The organism is Polaromonas sp. CT11-55 (assembly GCF_047303325.1).
Classification (GTDB): Bacteria; Pseudomonadota; Gammaproteobacteria; order Burkholderiales; family Burkholderiaceae_C; genus Polaromonas.
On record NZ_JBKBEX010000022.1, the window covers coordinates 26,124 to 43,793 of the forward strand.

General features: G+C 65.8%; 15 protein-coding genes. 7 read left to right on the top strand and 8 right to left on the bottom strand.

Annotated elements, in window-relative coordinates; all coding sequences use genetic code 11:
* Positions 1 to 58: 58 nt before the first annotated feature.
* Positions 59 to 235, top strand: coding sequence for a hypothetical protein (locus ACEN8I_RS18090; RefSeq protein ID WP_413329959.1), 177 nt, complete (start codon positions 59 to 61; stop codon positions 233 to 235).
* 33 nt (positions 236 to 268) lie between these two features.
* Here the strand turns inward: ACEN8I_RS18090 and ACEN8I_RS18095 are convergent, their stop codons facing one another.
* The 3 genes from ACEN8I_RS18095 to ACEN8I_RS18105 all read right to left on the bottom strand — a co-directional run bounded on the left by ACEN8I_RS18095 (position 269) and on the right by ACEN8I_RS18105 (position 5,109).
* Complete coding sequence (locus ACEN8I_RS18095; protein ID WP_413329960.1) at positions 269 to 1,255, bottom strand: Bug family tripartite tricarboxylate transporter substrate binding protein; 987 nt, start codon at positions 1,253 to 1,255, stop codon at positions 269 to 271.
* 98 nt (positions 1,256 to 1,353) lie between these two features.
* Complete coding sequence (locus tag ACEN8I_RS18100) at positions 1,354 to 4,008, bottom strand: autotransporter domain-containing protein (protein ID WP_413329961.1); 2,655 nt, start codon at positions 4,006 to 4,008, stop codon at positions 1,354 to 1,356.
* 129 nt (positions 4,009 to 4,137) lie between these two features.
* A complete protein-coding gene (locus ACEN8I_RS18105) occupies positions 4,138 to 5,109 on the bottom strand; it encodes a LysR family transcriptional regulator (RefSeq protein WP_413329962.1) in 972 nt (323 codons plus the stop codon).
* A gap of 149 nt (positions 5,110 to 5,258) precedes the next feature.
* Here ACEN8I_RS18105 and ACEN8I_RS18110 point away from each other — a divergent pair, with 149 nt between their 5' ends.
* On the top strand, positions 5,259 to 5,777 hold the full coding sequence (locus ACEN8I_RS18110; RefSeq protein WP_413329963.1) for a hypothetical protein: 519 nt from the start codon (positions 5,259 to 5,261) through the stop codon (positions 5,775 to 5,777).
* A gap of 146 nt (positions 5,778 to 5,923) precedes the next feature.
* Here the strand turns inward: ACEN8I_RS18110 and ACEN8I_RS18115 are convergent, their stop codons facing one another.
* Both ACEN8I_RS18115 and ACEN8I_RS18120 read right to left on the bottom strand, forming a co-directional pair.
* Positions 5,924 to 7,786 (bottom strand): phosphoenolpyruvate carboxykinase (GTP), encoded by a 1,863-nt coding sequence (locus ACEN8I_RS18115; RefSeq protein WP_413329964.1) that lies wholly within the window; start codon positions 7,784 to 7,786, stop codon positions 5,924 to 5,926.
* Positions 7,787 to 8,297: 511 nt separating this feature from the next.
* Complete coding sequence (locus ACEN8I_RS18120; RefSeq protein WP_413329965.1) at positions 8,298 to 8,465, bottom strand: hypothetical protein; 168 nt, start codon at positions 8,463 to 8,465, stop codon at positions 8,298 to 8,300.
* 137 nt (positions 8,466 to 8,602) lie between these two features.
* Here ACEN8I_RS18120 and ACEN8I_RS18125 point away from each other — a divergent pair, with 137 nt between their 5' ends.
* Positions 8,603 to 9,067, top strand: coding sequence for a glycine zipper family protein (locus tag ACEN8I_RS18125; protein ID WP_413329966.1), 465 nt, complete (start codon positions 8,603 to 8,605; stop codon positions 9,065 to 9,067).
* Between the two features lie 25 nt (positions 9,068 to 9,092).
* Here the strand turns inward: ACEN8I_RS18125 and ACEN8I_RS18130 are convergent, their stop codons facing one another.
* Complete coding sequence (locus ACEN8I_RS18130) at positions 9,093 to 10,298, bottom strand: threonine ammonia-lyase (RefSeq protein WP_413330018.1); 1,206 nt, start codon at positions 10,296 to 10,298, stop codon at positions 9,093 to 9,095.
* Positions 10,299 to 10,562: 264 nt separating this feature from the next.
* Here ACEN8I_RS18130 and ACEN8I_RS18135 point away from each other — a divergent pair, with 264 nt between their 5' ends.
* The 4 genes from ACEN8I_RS18135 to ACEN8I_RS18150 all read left to right on the top strand — a co-directional run bounded on the left by ACEN8I_RS18135 (position 10,563) and on the right by ACEN8I_RS18150 (position 16,062).
* Entirely contained in the window at positions 10,563 to 12,929 is a 2,367-nt protein-coding gene (locus ACEN8I_RS18135; protein WP_413329967.1) for an ATP-binding protein, read from the top strand.
* A gap of 165 nt (positions 12,930 to 13,094) precedes the next feature.
* Entirely contained in the window at positions 13,095 to 14,729 is a 1,635-nt protein-coding gene (locus ACEN8I_RS18140) for an FAD-binding protein (RefSeq protein ID WP_413329968.1), read from the top strand.
* On the top strand, positions 14,726 to 15,055 hold the full coding sequence (locus tag ACEN8I_RS18145) for a 4Fe-4S dicluster domain-containing protein (protein ID WP_413329970.1): 330 nt from the start codon (positions 14,726 to 14,728) through the stop codon (positions 15,053 to 15,055). The genes ACEN8I_RS18140 and ACEN8I_RS18145 overlap by 4 nt, the downstream gene beginning before the upstream one ends.
* Before the next feature lie 14 nt (positions 15,056 to 15,069).
* Positions 15,070 to 16,062, top strand: coding sequence for an ABC transporter substrate-binding protein (locus ACEN8I_RS18150; RefSeq protein ID WP_413329971.1), 993 nt, complete (start codon positions 15,070 to 15,072; stop codon positions 16,060 to 16,062).
* A gap of 7 nt (positions 16,063 to 16,069) precedes the next feature.
* On the opposite strand, the gene ACEN8I_RS18155 is transcribed toward ACEN8I_RS18150, so the two are convergent.
* Both ACEN8I_RS18155 and ACEN8I_RS18160 read right to left on the bottom strand, forming a co-directional pair.
* On the bottom strand, positions 16,070 to 16,903 hold the full coding sequence (locus ACEN8I_RS18155) for a class II glutamine amidotransferase (RefSeq protein WP_413329972.1): 834 nt from the start codon (positions 16,901 to 16,903) through the stop codon (positions 16,070 to 16,072).
* Between the two features lie 10 nt (positions 16,904 to 16,913).
* Positions 16,914 to 17,657, bottom strand: coding sequence for an amino acid ABC transporter ATP-binding protein (locus ACEN8I_RS18160; RefSeq protein WP_074578347.1), 744 nt, complete (start codon positions 17,655 to 17,657; stop codon positions 16,914 to 16,916).
* Positions 17,658 to 17,670: the final 13 nt, after the last annotated feature.

A 17,670-nucleotide genomic window follows, 5' to 3' on the forward strand; every position in this document is an offset into this window, starting at 1 on the left:
GAAAACCCTTATTCTTGATTCACCGCAACTTTTCACCCACCCATGGGTGACTTTCGACATGTATAGCCTGTTTGCCCAAATTGCACGTTTCCTGCCTTCCGCCGCCGGCGTGGCCCCCATCAACGGCGTGGCCCACAACCTGATGGAGCGCGCCGAAGCCCGTGCCGGCCGCAACCCGCAGCAAGCCCAGGAACTGCGTACCGCCGCCTACGCCTATCTCAGCGTGGTTCGCTGATGCTCTCGGCCGCCGAAACCGGCGCGCCGCCTTTCAGAGTTTCACCCCCGAGCCCTTCACGGCGGGCGCCAGCACCGCGACCTGGTCCTTGACGAAGCCGCCAAACGCGGCCGGGCTCATGGCCTGGGTGGTGATGCCCAATTCCAGCATTTTCTTTTTGACTTCCGCGGTGGCAAGGATTTCGTTGCACACGGCGTTCAGCCGCGCCACCGTGTCGGCCGGCATGTGCGCCGGACCGCTCAGGCCGAAGAAGTTGTCCAGCACCAGCTTGCGGTAGCCGAACTCGAGCACGCTGGGCACCTCGGGCACCAGCGGTGAACGCGCCGCCGAGGTCACCGCCAGCGGCACCAGCTGCCCGCTCTTGAAATAGGGCACAAAAGCCGTCAGCACATCAATGCCCACCGGGATCACGCCGGCGATCAGGTCGGTCGTCATGGGCGCACCGCCGCGGTAGGGAATGTGCTGCAGGTTCACGCCCATGGCTTTTTTCATCAGCTCGCCGTAGATATGGCCTATGGATGCCGGGCCGCCCGAACCGAAGTCCAGCCGGCCCGTCTTGCGCGCCTGTGATTCCACATCCGTGATGGTCTTGATAGGCACATGCGGGTTCGCCATGACCACGCAAGGGGCGTTGCCGATCAGCGCGATATGGGTGAAGCCCTCGACCGGGTCGTAGGGCTGTTTTTCGAGCGCGAAAGGGCCTATGGACACCGGCGTCGAATTGCTCAGCATCAGCGTGTAGCCGTCCGCCGGCGCCTGCGCCACCACCAGCCCGCCCACGCTGCCGCCCGCGCCGGGGCGGTTGTCCACCACCACCGCCTGGCCCAGCTTTTTGCCGAGGTGTTCGGCCATGAGGCGCGCCACGATGTCGCTGGCGCCGCCGGCCGGGAAGGTCACCACGATCTTGATGGGCTTGTCGGGCCAGGCCGCGAAAGCGGGCAGGGCGAGGGAGGCCGCGCCACCGGCGAGCCACTTCAGTGCGCTGCGGCGACGGAGCAAGGGAAATTCAGGCTGGGACATTCGGGGCTCCTGCAGACAGTGTGTGTGCAGAGCCATACGCAAAAAGCATGCCCCGGAAAGCGCCCGGAGCCTGAACCCGGACCGCGGCGGCTTGCCGTTTACCAGCGGTTGCGCAATCCCACCAGCATTGCCACGTTGCGCTGGGCCGCGTTGAACTCGGCTTGTATGTCTGCGAAGAGATCAACTCCCTTGCCTAGGCTGCCGCTCGCACCCAGCCCGAGGATCAGCGTGTCCCGCTTCAGTGCCGCACCCGAAATCTGGAACGGTGAAGCCGTGGTCGCGCCCTGGAGCTGCGCCGTCATCGGCATGTTCAGGTCGCCGAATTCATGGGCCCAGACCACGCGGGGCTCCAGGCGGATGCGGCCCATGTCAAAGAAGGCCCTGGCGCCCAGGATTGATTTGGATGAGTGGGTGGTTTGGCTCGCCACTTGCAGGTTCAGCGCGCCTGCCCCCGTTTCCGTAAAGCCGTCCGCCTTGTTTTTGCTGAGCGAGAGCCCGGCCAGCGGCTGCAGCGTCCAGCCGTCCATGGGGAGTGAATAAGTGGCCTCGCCGTAAGCCGAGAGCGTCTCGCTGTCGAAGTCGCCGCTGGCCGTGCGGCTCAGCGTTCCGAAGGCGATGCCGCGGTCCATGTGATTTTTGCCCCAACTCATGCCGACCGAGCCGTTGAAGTTCCAGGCATCGACGGCGTAGCCGCCATAGACCGCAAGCGCGGTGCCGCGTGTCTTGCCGGTCTCGTTGTTGTCGGTGGACAGGCGGGCAGTGCCGATGCTCGCGGCCACGCCTAAACGCAAGCCCTCGCTGCCCTCAGCATCAAAGCCAATGCTCAGGCCCGAGCTGCGCAGGCGGCTGGCCGCCGCGTTGCCGTCAGCGTCGGTGCGGCTATAGCCGCCATAGCCGCGCGCCCAGAGGCCCCGGCCCGCATCCGAAGCGGCGGGCAGCGCCGGCGCATTGCCGGTGAGCGAAAACTTCCGTTCGGGCATGTCGGACACCGGCGCCATCAGGTCGGACAGCGTGTCGTTGGCGGCCAGCAGAAGCGGCCGGTCGGTGAAGGAGTTCGCCAGCGTGCCGGTGCCTCGGCCTTGTGCCGCACGCAGGCGAGCCTGCAACTGGTTGCCGAGGCTGGCGGCAAAGCCGGCGGAGGCGCGGCGCAGTTCCACGATGCCGGCGCCGCTGGCGGCGTCAAATGCGGCGCGTGCCTGCGGCGCGGACGTGCTATCGACGGCGGCCAGCACGGTGCCCATGTCGCCGCCGGCCCCGGCCACCGCATTTTGCAGGGCTGTTCCCGTGGCGATCTGGTTGGGCGTCTGGCCTATGCTGGCGTAGCTGGTGTTGTTGCGCGCCAGGGTCAGGAAGACATTGTTGGCGTCATAGGCCAGCGACGGCGTCAGGAAGGCCAGGTTGGAGGTGACGCCCGCAAAAGCCCCGGTGCGGCCGCCCGCCGCGTTGAGGATGGTGTACCGGGTGCTCAGCGAGTAGCTGCCGACGCCGGCTTGGACATCGACCGTTCCGCCATTGAGGGTGGCGGTGCCCGTGGCGTTGATGCGGTCGCTGTTGCCGGCCGGGTCCACTTCGACGCGGTAGACGGAACCCGCCGCGAAGCTCAGATTGCCGTTGACCGTCAGCGTGCCGATGGAGTTTCCCGGCGCCAGCACGCCGCCCGCTGCGATGGTGGCGCTTCCCACCGTGCCGCTGCCGCCGAGCGTGCCGCCGTTGTTGACGCTGACGGCCGAGTTGGTGATGCTGCCGTTGACCGACAGCGTGCCGGCATTGACCGAGGTGCCGCCGTTGTAGCTGTTGACGCCGGTCAGCACCAGATTGCCGGCGCCCGTCTTGGTCAGGGTGCCTGTGCCGCTCATGGCGCCTGCGTAGCTGCCGTTGGCCGCCTGGTTGAATATGAGGGTGGCGTTGTTGGTGATGTTGCCTTGCAGGCTGGTGCTGTCGCCTTGCAGTGTTCCCGCGTTGATGGTGGTGCCGCCGGTATAGGTGTTGGCGCCTGCCAGGATGGTGGTGCCGGCCCCGGTCTTGGCCAGGGAGCCGTCACCGGAAACAGCAGCCGAGAACGTCGTGGTGCCGGTGTGGTTGAACTGCACGGAGGAGCCCGCCGTGCCCAGGATGACGCTATCGGCCGTGAGCGTGCCGGCGCCCGCGCCGCTGCCGATGAAAAGAGTGCCGTTGGCCGTGTCGCCTACATGCAGGGTACGCGTGCCGTTCACCGTGACGTTGGCGCCCGCATCAATGTGCAGCTCGCCCGCGCCGTTGCCGCCTATCTCAAAGCGCTGCGCCTGCCCCAGGCCGATCGGCGCGAGCGTGAGGCTGGAGCCCGCGCCGGTGACCGTGACAATGCCCTGCCGGAGTCCGTCACCCGCGAAAAGATGGGCGGCGCTTACCGTGCCGCCTCCCTGGATGGTGAGCCTGGCGACGCCACCGCCGGTGGTCGTTCCCAGGCTGATGAGGTCGCCGACGGCCAGCGACCCGCCCGCGCCGACGATGACCTCACCGCTGCTTTGCACGTCCAGCGACTGCGCCGCGCCGCCCGCGTTCAGGGTGGCCTGGTCGCCGGCATTGGTCAGGCGCGCGGCAGTCGCCCCGGTGGGCACGCCGCTGGTCCAGTTGCCGCCGGTGCTCCAGTTGCCTCCGGCGCCGGCGCTCCAGTCAGTGCTTTGGGCGATGCCGCTGCCGGGCGCCGCGAGCAGGCCGACCAGGACAAGGGATGCGCTCAGCGGGCACAGACGGAAATTCGGACGTGTTGTCACGGAAGGGATCCCTCGGACTGGCATGGTTGTTGTGGTCCCGTCCTGGAACGAGCGGGGCCAGCTTAGCTGATGTACCGCCGGGCACGCAAGCGCCTCACCATGTCATCTGTAATAGAAGCGTAGAGGGGCTCAGGCAGAAAACGCCTGGTCGGCGGCGCGCACCACCGCCTTCCTCAGCCACATGTGCGCGCTGCGCTGGCGGGAGCGGCGGTGCCACACCGCGTCCACATGCACCGGCGAGACGTCAAAAGGCAAGGGGCGCAGCACCAGCTGCTCGGCAATGCCGGTCACGCGCACAAAGTGGCGTGGCAACACTGTCAGCAGGTTGGAGTTGGCCACCACGCGGCCGGCGGTGAAGAACTGGTTGACGGTGAGCACGACCTGCCGCTTGCGTCCCAGCGAGGCCAGGGCTTCGTCGATAAACCCGTAGGGCCGGCCCGAAAAACTCACCAGCATATGGCGCGCGGCGCAAAAACGGTTGAGTGAGAAGGGGCCGGTGGCCAGCGCGTGGTCCTTGCGCATGACGCAGACATATTCGCCGTCATAGAGCCGCTGATGCGAAAACGGCAGCGGCTCCCCGCTTTGCTCGCTGGCCGTCAGGTCGGCCAGCAGCGAGGGGAAGTAGCCAATGGCCAGGTCGCAGGTTTCTTCGTCCAGCAGGCGCCGAGGGTCGCGGGTGGTGAGCGGCACCACCCGGATCGACACGCCCGGGGCTTCGCGCTCCAGCGTTTCGACCAGACCGGGCATCAGCTCGGCCGCGGTGGCGTCGGCCATGGCCAGCACAAAGGTGGTGCTGGCTTGCCCGGGCACAAATTCGTTGGGGACCAGCGACTCCTGCAACTGCTGCAGCGCCTCGCGCACGGCCGGCCAGATGGCCAGGGCGCGTGGTGTGGGCGCCATGCCCTGGCCGCTGCGCTGCACCAGCTCGTCGCCCAGGGTCTCGCGCAGCCGGCGCAGCGCATTGCTGACGGCGGGCTGGGTCAGCGACAGGTTGCGCGCGGCCCGCGTCAGGCTGCGCTCGGCCATGACCTCGTCGAACACACGGAGCAGGTTCAGGTCCAGCGTCCGGAAATTGAGGGGATTGAAGGTGTCGGAAGCCATGGTTTGGAAGGCAAGCGCCTAAGTTATCACCAGTATGAATGAATCTCATCATAAAGATAAAGTTGAATAGCATCAGTGATAACCCTAATATCTCTGTACCCGTCGAGATATCTTGTCCTGGCGGGGATCAGCCATAACGGGAGTTCATCATGACCAGCTTCGTCAATATCAAACATTCCACGCAGCACCCCGGCGTTGTCCGCGCTGAGTCGGCCTTTGGTGCCGTACGCCAGCTGGGCCAGGCCTTCACCGGCACCCGCGGCCTTGCCACGCTGCTGTTGTCCGCCGTTGCGGCCGCCATCATGGTGGTGGCTTACCAGGTGATGGACAGCGTGACCGAAGGCCACCTGCTGGTGATGTGGATCGCCTTGTGGGCTGTCGCCTTTGCCGTCCTGGCGCTGTTCGCCGGTACTGCGCGCAACCTTGCGGCTCGTGTCAAAGCCGGCCTGGACGGCTGGTCGCGCAGCCTGGCCGAAGCCCGCGCCGACCAACGCCTCTGGCAAGCCGCCAAGAACGACCCCCGCGTGATGGCCGACCTGCAAATGGCCCTGCAACGCGCTGCCGACGCTGAAGTGGAAGCGCCCGCCGCTCCCGCCGTCAAGGCAGAGCGCACCGAAGCCGTCAGCGGCGCCTCGGTGGTGCGCGCCTACCACCGCAGCTACATCTAAGCATCCTGGCGGATGCCCGGCCGGCCGCCGCGGCGGCCCACAAAAAAGCCACCTTGTCAGGTGGCTTTTTTTTGCCCTGTACCGAATGGCCCGGGGCTTGAGGCGCGGCGCACTGATCGTGTACCGCCCCCGCTTGGGTCCGCCGGTCAGGCAGCCAGGCGGCGCTCGATCGCGGCTTTGGTCTCCCCCAGCTCTTTCGGCAGGTGATGTTCGAGTTGCTTGAACAGTTCGGCGTGCAGCTCCAGCTCCTTGAGCCAGGCGGCCTTGTCGATGCTGGTCACAGTTTTGAACTGCTCGGCGCTGAAATTGAGGCCGGTCCAGTTCAGGTCTTCATAGGCGGGGCTGATGCCGGTGATGTGCTCGGAACCCTTGCCCGTGCCTTCGATGCGGTCGATCATCCACTTGAGCACGCGCATGTTCTCGCCGTAGCCGGGCCAGACGAACTTGCCGTCCTCGCCCTTGCGGAACCAGTTGGTGGTGTAGATCTTGGGGATCTTGGCGCCGGTGGCTTCCAGCTTCTTGCCGACGTTGAGCCAGTGCTGGAAGTAGTCGCTCATGTTGTAGCCCATGAAGGGCAGCATGGCGAAGGGGTCGCGGCGTACCACGCCGGCCTGGCCGGTGGCCGCTGCCGTGGTTTCCGAGCCCATGGTCGCGGCCATGTAGACGCCTTCGACCCAGTTGCGCGCCTCGGTGACCAGGGGCACGGTGGTGGAGCGGCGGCCGCCGAAGATGAAGGCGTCAATCGCCACGCCCTTGGGGTCGTCCCAGGCGCTGTCCAGGGCCGGGTTGTTGGTGGCGGCCACGGTGAAGCGGGCGTTGGGGTGGGCGGCTTTGGCGCCGGTTTCCTTGGCGATCTGCGGCGTCCAGTCCTTGCCTTGCCAGTCGATCAGGTGCGCGGGCTGGCCGCCGGTGTCTTTTTCCATGCCTTCCCACCATACGTCGCCGTCGTCGGTGAGGGCCACGTTCGTGAAGATCACGTTCTTGTCCAGGCTCGCCATGCAGTTCGGGTTGGTGTGGAAGTTGGTGCCCGGGGCCACGCCGAAATAACCGGCTTCGGGGTTGATGGCGTAGAGCTTGCCGTCGGCGCTGGGCTTGATCCAGGCGATATCGTCGCCGATGGTGGTGACTTTCCAGCCGTCAAAACCGGCGGGCGGCACCAGCATGGAGAAATTGGTCTTGCCGCAGGCGCTGGGGAAAGCTGCCGCTACGTGGTATTTCTTGCCCTGCGGGTTGGTCACGCCGAGGATCAGCATGTGTTCGGCCAGCCAGCCCTCGTCGCGGCCCATGTTGGAGGCGATGCGCAGCGCAAAGCATTTCTTGCCCAGCAGCGCGTTGCCGCCGTAGCCGGAGCCGTAAGACCAGATTTCGCGGGTCTCGGGGTAGTGCACGATGTATTTGGTCTTGTTGCAGGGCCACTTCACGTCCTTCTGGCCTTCAGCCAGCGGCGCGCCCACGGTATGCACGCAGGGCACGAAGTCGCCGTCCACGCCCAGCACGCCGAACACTGCCTGGCCCATGCGCGTCATGATCTTCATGTTGACGGCCACATAGGGGCTGTCAGAGAGCTCGATGCCGATGTGCGCGATCGGCGAGCCCAGCGGGCCCATGCTGAAAGGCACGACGTACATGGTGCGGCCCTTCATGCAGCCGTCGAACAGAGGCTGCAGCGTGGCGCGCATCTCGGCGGGCGCCATCCAGTTGTTGGTGGGGCCGGCGTCTTCTTTTTTGGCCGAGCAGATATAGGTGCGGTCTTCCACGCGGGCCACGTCGGTGGGGTCGCTCTGGGCCAGGAAGCTGTTGGGGCGCTTGGCTTCGTTGAGCTTCTTGAAGGTGCCGGCGTCGACCAGCTGCTGGCACAGGCGCTGGTATTCGGCATCGCTGCCGTCGCACCAGTACACATTGTCGGGCTTGCACAGGGCCACCATGTCGGCGACCCAGGCGATCAGTTTCGCGTTCTTGACGTAGCTCGGTGTGTTGAGCTGCAGGCCTTGCATCACAGGTTGGTTCATCGAAAAAACTCCAAAGTTAAAAAGCGTTATTTCGAGAGGCGTCGCGCGGCAACCGGAGAGATTGCGACATCGAAACGACTGTCGAAATAAGGCTTGGGGGCTTTTCCGAACCGGGCCTTCTCGGGCCTGAAACAGGGCAGCTCACGCAACAACCGGGTCCTGGTCGGCGGGCGGGGCCGCAAGCCCGGAGGTGCTGCGGCGCAAGGTCAAAAAAGCGGCCGGAAGACCTGCTTTTCCGCCTTCCACGGGTCGGCCAGAGAATTCATTTTAAGAAGATAGGCGCGGGTTACCTTGCAGTTACCGTCAAAAGTTATGCAGAACTTGCATGAGGTTATGCATACCATGTGCAAGGGTTCAGGCAGCCCTGACATGGGGGTATGGAATGTCTCAAAGGGCGCCTGGGCCGCAGTTTCACGGCGGTTTTGCGGTGAAACGGGCCAGCGGCGGGCGCCGGGGCCGGAAACAAAAAAGTCCGCAGGCTGCGGACTTTTTGGGGGGACGTGGGGGAGTATCAGGCCATGTAGATGGCGATAAAGGCCAGCAGGAACATCAGCACGCCGCCGACCACGGGCAGAACCAGGGGGATCACGGGGACGATGGCGTCAACGGCTTCCTGCTCCTGGGCGGGCGTGGGGCTGTCGTGGGCGGCATTGGTGGTGTGGTTGGCTGAACTGGACATTGGGGGTTCCTGAATTGCTGGAAAGTCTGGGCAGATTTTAGCCGCATGCGGCGCCCCGGCGGCAAACAGGCCGCTATCTTCAGTGGCAATGCCCAGTTGCGTTACCCTTTACCCATGCTTGTTTGCGGAAGGAACGCATGAAATACCCGATTTCATTTCGACTCTTGCCGGCCGCCGTTTCCGCGCTGGCCCTGCTGTCGGCCTGCGCCACCGGCGGGCCCAGCAGCGCCTCGGCCAGGCCGGTGCTGTATCCCAATGCCACGCTCAACCGCGTGGGCGATGCCCAGGGCCAGGCCGAGGTCAATGCCTGCATGTCGCGGGCCTCGGCTGCCGGGCTCAGCCCGTCGCAAAGCGGCAACGAGGTCGGCCGCCGCGCCGGTGAGGGTGCGGCCGTCGGCGGCGTGGCCTCGGCCGTGGGCGCGCTGATCACCGGTCGCGGCGGCGAGGGCGTGCTGCGCGCCGGCGCTGCGGGCGCTGCCGTGGGCGGCTCGGCCGGCGCGGTCTCGGGCGCGTTTCACAACGACAAACCCAACAGCACCTACCGCAGCTTTGTACAGCGCTGCCTCAGTGAACGCGGTTTTGAGGTGATTGGCTGGAATTGAGCGCGGCCCCTGCCGCGCTCAGCGCTCAGTGCTGCTCCGAAGCCTCGTAACCGGCCGCGTTGAGCGCCGCCAGCACCTGCTGGATGTGGTCACGCCCGCGCGTCTGTATCACCAGCTCGATCTCCACGTTCTGGGCTGACAGCATGGTGAAGGCGCGCTGGTGGTGCACCTCGTCGATGTTGGCGCCGGCGTCGGCCACGGTGGCGGTGATCTTCGCCAGAGAGCCCGGAATGTCGCGCACGCTGACCTTGATGCGCGCCAGGCGCCCGGCCCGCACCATGCCGCGCTCGATGATGGCTGCCAGCAGCAGCGGGTCGATATTGCCGCCGCACAGCACCAGGCCAACCTTCTTGCCGGCAAAACGCGCCGGGTACTTGAGCAGCGCCGCCAGCCCCGCCGCACCCGCGCCTTCCACCAGGGTTTTTTCGATTTCGAGCAGCATGACCATGGCCTGCTCGATGTCGCCCTCGTCGACCAGCACCAGGTCGTCCACCAGTTTGGCGATGATGGCTTGGGGGATAAGCCCCGGCGTGCCGACGGCGATGCCCTCGGCGATGGTGCTGGTGCCCTGCGGGTGTTTGGTGCCCTTGATGGCGTTGACCATACCCGGGAAGCGGGAGGTCTGCACGCCGATGATCTCGATGCCGGGCTTCAGAGCCTTGGCCGCCGTGGCCATGCCCGCGATCAGGCCGCCGCCGCCCACAGCAATGACCAGGGTGTCCAGTTCGGGCACGGCATGCAGCATCTCCAGCCCGACGGTGCCCTGGCCCGCGACGATGGCCTCGTCGTCATAGGGGTGCACAAAGACCAGGCCTTCGCGTTCGGCCAGCTGCAGGGCGTGGGCGCGCGACTCGTCCAGCGAGTCACCGTGCAGCACCACCTCGGCGCCAAAGCCGCGGGTGCGTTCTATCTTCACGCCGGGCGTGAAGCGCGGCATCACGATCACCGCCCGCAGGCCCAGGCGCTGCGCGTGGTAGGCCACACCCTGCGCATGGTTACCCGCGCTCATGGCGATCACGCCGCGCCGCCGTTCGTCGGCTGACAGTTGCGCGAGCTTGTTACAAGCGCCACGCTCCTTGAAGGATGCGGTGTACTGGAGGTTTTCGAACTTCAGGAAAATCTGCGCGCCCGTCAGCTGCGACAGCGTCCGGGATTCCACGCAGGGTGTGTCCAGCAAATGGCCCTGCAGGCGCTGGGCGGCCTGTTCGATGTCGGTAAGGCTGAGCATGATTTCCTCTGTGGCGGTGGTGGGATTGTGCCGTGTGATTGTCCGCGTGTAACGGTAGCGATTCTGTGGCGCATTTCACACGACAGGGCTCAAGTAGTGTCTTCCATGATGCTTCAAGCTGCGTTATGGTGGAGTCTCGTTGAACCCCGTGGCGCCAAGGCGCTCATAGCCAGGGTATGCATCCAGTCAATCAGGCAAGGTCCAGAGACATGTCAACCAGCGGTGTCGTTGCATCAGGTGCAATCAGTGCAATAGGGAGGTTTGTCCATGAGCAAGCGTTCCGTTAGCGAGCAGCAGCAGTGGCTGCTGTCCCCCGGGCTGAAGGAAGCGCCGGTGCTGGACCTGATGTGTTCGCATTTTGTGCTGACGCTGGCGGCCCGCCAGGGCGCCAAGTTCAACGTCAGGCGCGACCTCAACAGCCTGCTCTCGCTCTCCGGCCGGCATCTGGTCTGGCCGCTGCCCGCTCTGCAGCGCTTGCGTGAATTCCTGGTCCGCCGCTGCAAGGACAACGAATTCTGGCGCGGCCACGAAAACCTCACCGACGCCGAGTTCATGGCGCGCCACGGCGCCTGGCGCGGCCCCTATGAAGAAGGCACGCTGTTCTTCTACCTCGACGAACACGCCAAGGACCAGCCCAGGGATTTGCTCTCGGTGCTGGCCGCCACCGGCGACTGGCTTACGCACGCGCTCAAGAAACAATCCACGCTGGTCGAAAAAAACATCGATGCGCTGGCCAACCTGCTGCAGCTCAATCGCGCCGAGCGCGCGCTGCTGCTCTACGGCACGCTTGCGCGCTACCAGCGCGACCTGCGCTCCCTGCTGGTGGAGTTCAAGGTCAACAACGCGCCCGAAGCCTATGCCGCCATCGCCGACGTGGCCGGCGTCAAGGCGCCCGAAGTCGCCGAGGCGCTGCGCGCGGGTTCACGCCTGGAACGCATAGGCATGGTCGAGAACCTGATCTCCGAACACAACATCACCGACCTCGCGGACCTCATGAAGGTCAGCGAAAAACTGCCGCCCGTGTTGATGCGCGAGTACCGCGACCAGAACGAACTCATGGCGGTCTTTACCCGGCCTGCCGCGCACAGCAGCCTGGGCTTGGCCGATTTCGCCTTTGTGCAGGAAGACGCGCAGGTGCTGGTGTCCCTGCTGCGCAATGCCGTGGCCACCAAAGAGCAGGGCGTCAATGTGCTGCTTTACGGCCCGCCCGGCACCGGCAAGACCGAACTCGCCAAGGTCGTGTCGCAGGCGGCCGGGCTGGACCTGTTCGAAGTCGAATACGCCGACCGCGACGGCAACTCGCTGAGCGGGCGCGACCGCTACCGCTCGCTGCAGATCGCGCAGGTCTTCCTCAAGGGCAGCACGCATTCGGCCCTGCTGTTCGATGAAGTCGAGGACGTGTTCCCGCCCATCTCCAGCGAAGCCGCGCAGCTCATGGCGCGCTCCGAACAGCTGCCGGTGCCGGCCAGCGGCTCGGTCAGCGGCAAGGCCTGGGTCAACCAGATCCTTGAATCCAATACCGTGCCCACGCTGTGGGTCACCAACCGCATCGAGCAGATAGACCCGGCCTTCCGCCGCCGCTTCGCCTACCACCTGGAGCTGCGCTCGCCGCCGCCCGGCGCGCGCGAAGGCGTGGTCCGCAAGACGCTGGAGGGCGTGCAGGTCAGCGACGCCTTTGTGGCCAAGCTCACAGCGCGCAAGGGCCTCACGCCCGCGCAGATACGCACGGCTGTTCGTTTCGCTCGCCTGGCCAGCGCACCCGAAGAAAAGATGGACGCGCAGGTCGACGGTACAGCCATGCAGGCCGTCCTGGCCGGCGGCCGGCCGCTGCTGATGGAGTCTTTGATAGAGCGGCAGCTCAAAAACGCCGACGTGGCCCTGGGCAACAAATCGGAAGCGGCAGGGCGGCGCAGCGTCACCACCTACGACCTGTCCATGCTCCATGTCGAGTCGCGCTTTGAAGTGCCGCGCATCGTCGAGGCCCTCAAAAGCCGCGGCCACGGCAGCTTGTGTTTTTACGGCCCGCCCGGCACCGGCAAGACCGCGTTGGCCGAACACATCGCCAGGGCGCTGGACCTGCCCCTCATCATCAAGCAGGCCAGCGACCTCATGAGCAAATACGTCGGCGAGACCGAGCAGAACATGGCCGCCATGTTCCGCGAGGCCGAGTCCGAAAAAGCCGTGCTGCTGCTCGACGAGGCCGACAGCTTTCTGCAGGACAGGCGCGGCGCCCAGCGTACTTACGAGGTGACCGAGGTCAATGAAATGCTGCAGGGCATGGAACGCCACAACGGCATTTTCATCTGCACCACCAACCTGTTCGACAGCCTGGACCAGGCGGCGCTGCGCCGCTTCACTTTCAAGATCCGGTTCATGCCGCTGACGCGCGAGCAGCGCGAAACCATGTTTATGGTCGAAGCGCTGGCCGGCGACGCCACCCTGCTGGCCGGCGAGCTGCGCGAACGCCTGGGCAAACTCACCCAGCTGTGCCCCGGCGACTTCGCGGCCGTCAAGCGCCAGGTCGATATCCTCGCGGCCGAATTCTCGGCCGAGGAATTCCTCGCGCAGCTGGAAGCCGAGCACCGTATCAAGCCCGAGGTGCGCGAAGGGCGCAGCATGGGCTTCCTGCAGTAAGGCTGCCCGCCCCCGTTTCCGGTTCGCCGCGAGACCTGTCATTTCCAACTATCTTTAACCGGAAAGCTTCGTTCGCAAGCCGTGCCGGCCTGCCTAGAGTTGCCACTGGCGCCTCCGCTGTTTCGAAAAGCGGTTGCCGCCCATGCGCAACTTCAGGAGCAGGCAATGGGAACACGGGATTGGGATCTGGAGCGGCTGTCGAACGCGGCGGGTGCGTTGCGGCACGAGGTCGATGTGCTGGTCATAGGCGGCGGCCCGGCAGGCGCCTGGGCAGCCATCAGTGCGGCGGCCACCGGCGCCTCGGTGCTGCTGGCCGACAAGGGCTATTGCGGCACCTCGGGCGCCACCGCGCCTTCGGGCACCGGGCTCTGGCATGTCTCGCCGGACGGCGCCGCGCGCGAAGAGGCCAAGGCCAGCCGTCTGGCCATGGGCGGGCACTTGGCCGAACACGCCTGGATGGACCGCGTGCTGGCGCAAACCTGGGCCAATGTGGACTTGCTCACCGAATGGGGCTACCCCTTCCCGGTCGATGCCGACGGCCAGCTGCGCCGCACTTCACTGCAAGGCCCCGAATACATGCGCTTGATGCGCAAGCAGGTCAAGGCGGCCGGCGCCCGCATCATCGACCACAGCCCTGCATTGGAACTGCTGGTCGATGAGAGCGGCACGGTGTGCGGCGCCACCGGCGTCAACCGCCAGAGCGGCGAAATCTGGGTGGCACGCGCGGGCGCCGTGGTCATCGCCACCGGCGGCTGCGCCTTCCTGAGTCGCGCGCTGGGCTGCAATGTGCTGACCGGTGACGGCCTGCTGATGGCGGCCGAGGCCGGCGCCGAGCTGTCGGGCATGGAGTTCTCCAATGCCTACGGCCTGGGCCCGGCGTTCTCGTCAGTCACCAAATCGCTGTTCTACAACTGGGCGACTTTTTACTACCAGGACGGTTCGCCGATTGAAGGCGCGGGCTCCGCGCGCGGGCGCAGCGTGATCGCGCAAACCTTGCAAACCCAGCCGGTCTACGCCTGCCTGGACCGCGCCGATGCCGACATACGCGCCTGGATGCGCACGGCCCAGCCCAACTTCTTTGTTTCTTTCGACCGCCAGGGCATCAACCCCTTCACCCAGCACTTCCCCGTGACCTTGCGGCTGGAGGGCACAGTGCGCGGCACCGGCGGCCTGCACCTGGTGAACGAGCACTGCGCGACCACCGTGCCCGGCCTTTACGCCGCGGGTGACGCCGCCACGCGCGAGCTGATCTGCGGCGGCTTCACCGGCGGCGGCAGCCACAACGCGGCCTGGGCCTTGTCTTCGGGCTTTTGGGCCGGCGCGGGCGCAGCCGATTTCGGCCGCAGCGCGCGCGGCTCGGCGCAACGTGTGGCCCTGCGCGCGGGCGGTGCCACCCTGCAGGGCCGGGGCAGCCACGCGACCGACAGCGCCGAAGTCATACGCGCGGTGCAGGCCGAGGTGTTTCCCTATGAACGCAACTGGTACCGGCGCGGCGACCTGCTGGAGGATTCCCTACAGCGGCTGGACGCCTTGTGGCATCGGCTGCGCGCGGGCGCGCCGGCGGCCAATGCGCAGGAAGCGGTGCGCGCGCGCGAAGCAGCGGCCATACTGGCCACCTCGCGCTGGATGTACCGCAGCGCCTTGCAACGCACCGAGACGCGCGGCATGCACAGGCGCAAGGAGCACACGGCCAGCGACCCGCTGCAGCGCCACCGCCTGCTTAGCGGCGGGCTCGACGATGTCTGGGTGCGCAAACATGCGGTGGACGGCGCGCCCTCCGCGCAGGAGGTCGCCGCATGATTGAAATTGTCAGCGCCAGCCGCTGCACCGCCTGCAACATCTGCGTGCATGCCTGCCCCACCAATGTGTTTGACATCGTGCCCGGCGGCCCGCCCGTGATCGCGCGCCAGGCAGACTGCCAGACCTGCTTTATGTGCGAGCTCTACTGCCCCGAGGATGCGCTCTACGTCGCGCCGATTGCCGACCATGCCGCGTCCGTCAATGAACACGCGGCCGGCACGCAGGCCCTGATGGGCAGCTACCGCAGCGCGATTGGCTGGGGCAAGGGGCGCAAGTCCACCGCCGCGGCCGATGCGAGTTATGAACTCTTATTGCGTGCGCATTGATGCGCCTATCCGATATGACTGAGCTGAAAACATCCCCCGCCGCTACTCGCCGCCGCCTGCTGGGCGCGGCGCTGGCGGCAACGGCCTCACTGGCCGTGCCCGGCCTGGCGCGCAGCCAGGCCGCTTCCACCCGCCCGCTGCGCCTGGGCTTTATCGGCCCCGGCAAAAAGCCGGCCTCGGCCACAGGCTGGGCCTTGCAGCAGGGCCAATTGCAGCGCGAACTCGCGCTGCTGGGTTTCGGCGAGGTGGTGACGCGCGTGTTTCCCAATGGTCCCGACCTCAACGAGGCTTTTGTGTCCGGCAACCTCGACGTCGGCATCTATGGCGACACGCCCGCCGTCGTTGCCCGCGCCCAGGGCTTTGAGGGGCGGCTACTGGGCTTTGACAACGTGGGCATGAATGTCTGGCTGCTCACGCCGCGCGGAGGCGTGAAAAGCGTGAGAGACCTTGAGGGCAAAACCGTGGGCGTCGCGCTGGGCTCCTATATGCACCGCTATGTGCTGGGCTTGCTCAAGGAGGCGGGCCTGTTAAAGAGCGTCAAGGTGGTGCACATGCTGCCGCGCGACGGAGAGCCCGCATTGGAGCGCGGCGCCGTGGCGGCCTTTGCCGCGCCCATCAACACCGGCCCGCTGCTGGCCTCGCGCGGCTACCCGGTGATCGACGAGGCCGAAAGACACCCCACCTTGCGCGGTACCTCAGTCATCATCGCCTCGCCGCAATTGCTGGCGGGCGCGCCCGGCCTGCCGGCGGCCTGGGGCCGTGCGCGCACGGCGGCGCTGCAGGACATACGCCGCGACAGCGCGGCTTACTATGCTTTCCATGCCGAAGCCAGCGGCTTCCCGGTGGCGGCTGTGAAAGACTCCTATCCGCTCTCGCACTTCCCTGACACGGCCTATCCGGCCGAGGGGCTCAAGCTGATCGAGGAGGTGAAGCGGTTTTTGCTGGCCGAGAACTTGATCCGGCGGGATTTTTCCGTCGTGCAGTGGACGGTGGCGGGGGCCGACTAAGAGCGGCTTATACGCAGGCCAGGCTGGCTTCGTATTTCTTCCGTATGGTCTCGCTGACTTCCAGCTGCGCCTGCCGCACGATGCGGCCGTCTTCCATCCACAGCAGCTGGCCCGGCTGCATCTGCTGCCAGTTTTCGTTGCGCGTGAGCGGTTGGGTGGCGACCACGCAGAGCCGGTCTTCCGGGTTGTTGGTCTGCGCGAAGTCCATGCTGAGGTCGGCATCCACCAGGCTGGCGTTGGAAAAAGGCCATTCGCGCACCAGGTACCACAGCCGGGTTGAGCAGTGCGCGAAAAGCGACTGGCCGTTAGACAGCAGGTAGTTGAAGACACCGAACTCGGCCGTGCGCTCGCTCATGGCGCACAGCGTGTCGAACACGATGTCGGCCGAGCAGGGTTCGCGCGGGCTGATGCGCTTGAGTTCCTCCATCAGCGCGCAGAAAGCCCGCTCGCTGTCGGTGGTGCCCACTGGTTGGTAGTTGCCGGCGGATTCCGGCTGGTAGTCGATCAGGTCGCCGTTATGGGCGAACAGCCAGTGCCGGCCCCAGAGTTCGCGCGTGAAGGGATGGCAGTTTTCCAGCCGCATCGGGTCGCCCTGCGTGGCCTTGCGGATGTGCGAGACCACGTTGCGCGACTTTATGGCGTAATGCTTGAGCATTTCGGCCACCGGCGAGGTCGCCGCCGGCTGGGCGTCGACGAACAGGCGGCAGGCCTTATCCTCAAAAAAACCGATGCCGAAACCGTCCGCATGGTGGTCGGTCAGGCCGCCGCGCGCGGCGAAACCCGTCAGCGAAAACCGAAGGTCGGCCGGCTTGGCCGAATTCATTCCCAATAACTGGCACATGGTCGCTAGTTTAATGCCCCAGAATTTTGGACAGGAAATCCTTGGCCCGGTCGGTCTGCGGATGGTTGAAGAACTCGGTGGGCGTGTTCTCTTCGACGATCTGGCCCTGGTCCATGAAGATCACGCGATCGGCCACCGCTTTGGCAAAGCCCATTTCGTGCGTCACGCACAGCATGGTCATGCCCTGGTTGGCCAGCTCCATCATCACGTCCAGCACTTCCTTGATCATTTCCGGGTCCAGCGCCGAGGTGGGCTCGTCGAACAGCATGATCTTGGGCGTCAGGCACAACGCCCGGGCAATCGCCACGCGCTGCTGCTGGCCGCCCGAGAGCTGCAGCGGGTATTTTTGCGCCTGCTCGGCGATGCGCACGCGTTCGAGCTGGTGCATGGCGCGCTCGATGGCATCCTTTTTCGACAGGCCCGCCACCCAGGTCGGCGAGAGCGTGAGGTTTTCCAGCACCGTCAGGTGCGGGAACAGGTTGAACTGCTGGAACACCATGCCGACCTGGCGGCGCACCGCGTCAATCGCCTTGATGTCGTCGCCCAGCAGCGAGCCCGCGACGGTGAGCTTGCCTTCCTGGTAGTCCTCCAGCGCGTTGATGCAGCGGATCATGGTGGACTTGCCCGAGCCCGAAGGCCCGCAGATCACCAGGCGCTCGCCCGGCCTGACTTCCAGGTCGATGTCGCGCAACACGTGGAAGTTGTTGCCGTACCATTTATTGACTTTGTCGAAGTGGATGGTGGGTTCACTCATTTTTTTTGTTCCT

What these genes read in the sequence shown, in the direction of transcription:
- ACEN8I_RS18090 (WP_413329959.1), top strand. Translation starts at nt 59, where the DNA reads ATGTATAGCCTGTTTGCCCAAATTGCACGTTTCCTGCCTTCCGCCGCC.
- ACEN8I_RS18095 (WP_413329960.1), bottom strand. Translation starts at nt 1,255, where the DNA reads ATGTCCCAGCCTGAATTTCCCTTGCTCCGTCGCCGCAGCGCACTGAAG.
- ACEN8I_RS18105 (WP_413329962.1), bottom strand. Translation starts at nt 5,109, where the DNA reads ATGGCTTCCGACACCTTCAATCCCCTCAATTTCCGGACGCTGGACCTG.
- ACEN8I_RS18110 (WP_413329963.1), top strand. Translation starts at nt 5,259, where the DNA reads ATGACCAGCTTCGTCAATATCAAACATTCCACGCAGCACCCCGGCGTT.
- ACEN8I_RS18115 (WP_413329964.1), bottom strand. Translation starts at nt 7,786, where the DNA reads ATGAACCAACCTGTGATGCAAGGCCTGCAGCTCAACACACCGAGCTAC.
- ACEN8I_RS18120 (WP_413329965.1), bottom strand. Translation starts at nt 8,465, where the DNA reads ATGTCCAGTTCAGCCAACCACACCACCAATGCCGCCCACGACAGCCCC.
- ACEN8I_RS18125 (WP_413329966.1), top strand. Translation starts at nt 8,603, where the DNA reads ATGAAATACCCGATTTCATTTCGACTCTTGCCGGCCGCCGTTTCCGCG.
- ACEN8I_RS18135 (WP_413329967.1), top strand. Translation starts at nt 10,563, where the DNA reads ATGAGCAAGCGTTCCGTTAGCGAGCAGCAGCAGTGGCTGCTGTCCCCC.
- ACEN8I_RS18140 (WP_413329968.1), top strand. Translation starts at nt 13,095, where the DNA reads ATGGGAACACGGGATTGGGATCTGGAGCGGCTGTCGAACGCGGCGGGT.
- ACEN8I_RS18145 (WP_413329970.1), top strand. Translation starts at nt 14,726, where the DNA reads ATGATTGAAATTGTCAGCGCCAGCCGCTGCACCGCCTGCAACATCTGC.
- ACEN8I_RS18150 (WP_413329971.1), top strand. Translation starts at nt 15,070, where the DNA reads ATGACTGAGCTGAAAACATCCCCCGCCGCTACTCGCCGCCGCCTGCTG.
- ACEN8I_RS18155 (WP_413329972.1), bottom strand. Translation starts at nt 16,903, where the DNA reads ATGTGCCAGTTATTGGGAATGAATTCGGCCAAGCCGGCCGACCTTCGG.
- ACEN8I_RS18160 (WP_074578347.1), bottom strand. Translation starts at nt 17,657, where the DNA reads ATGAGTGAACCCACCATCCACTTCGACAAAGTCAATAAATGGTACGGC.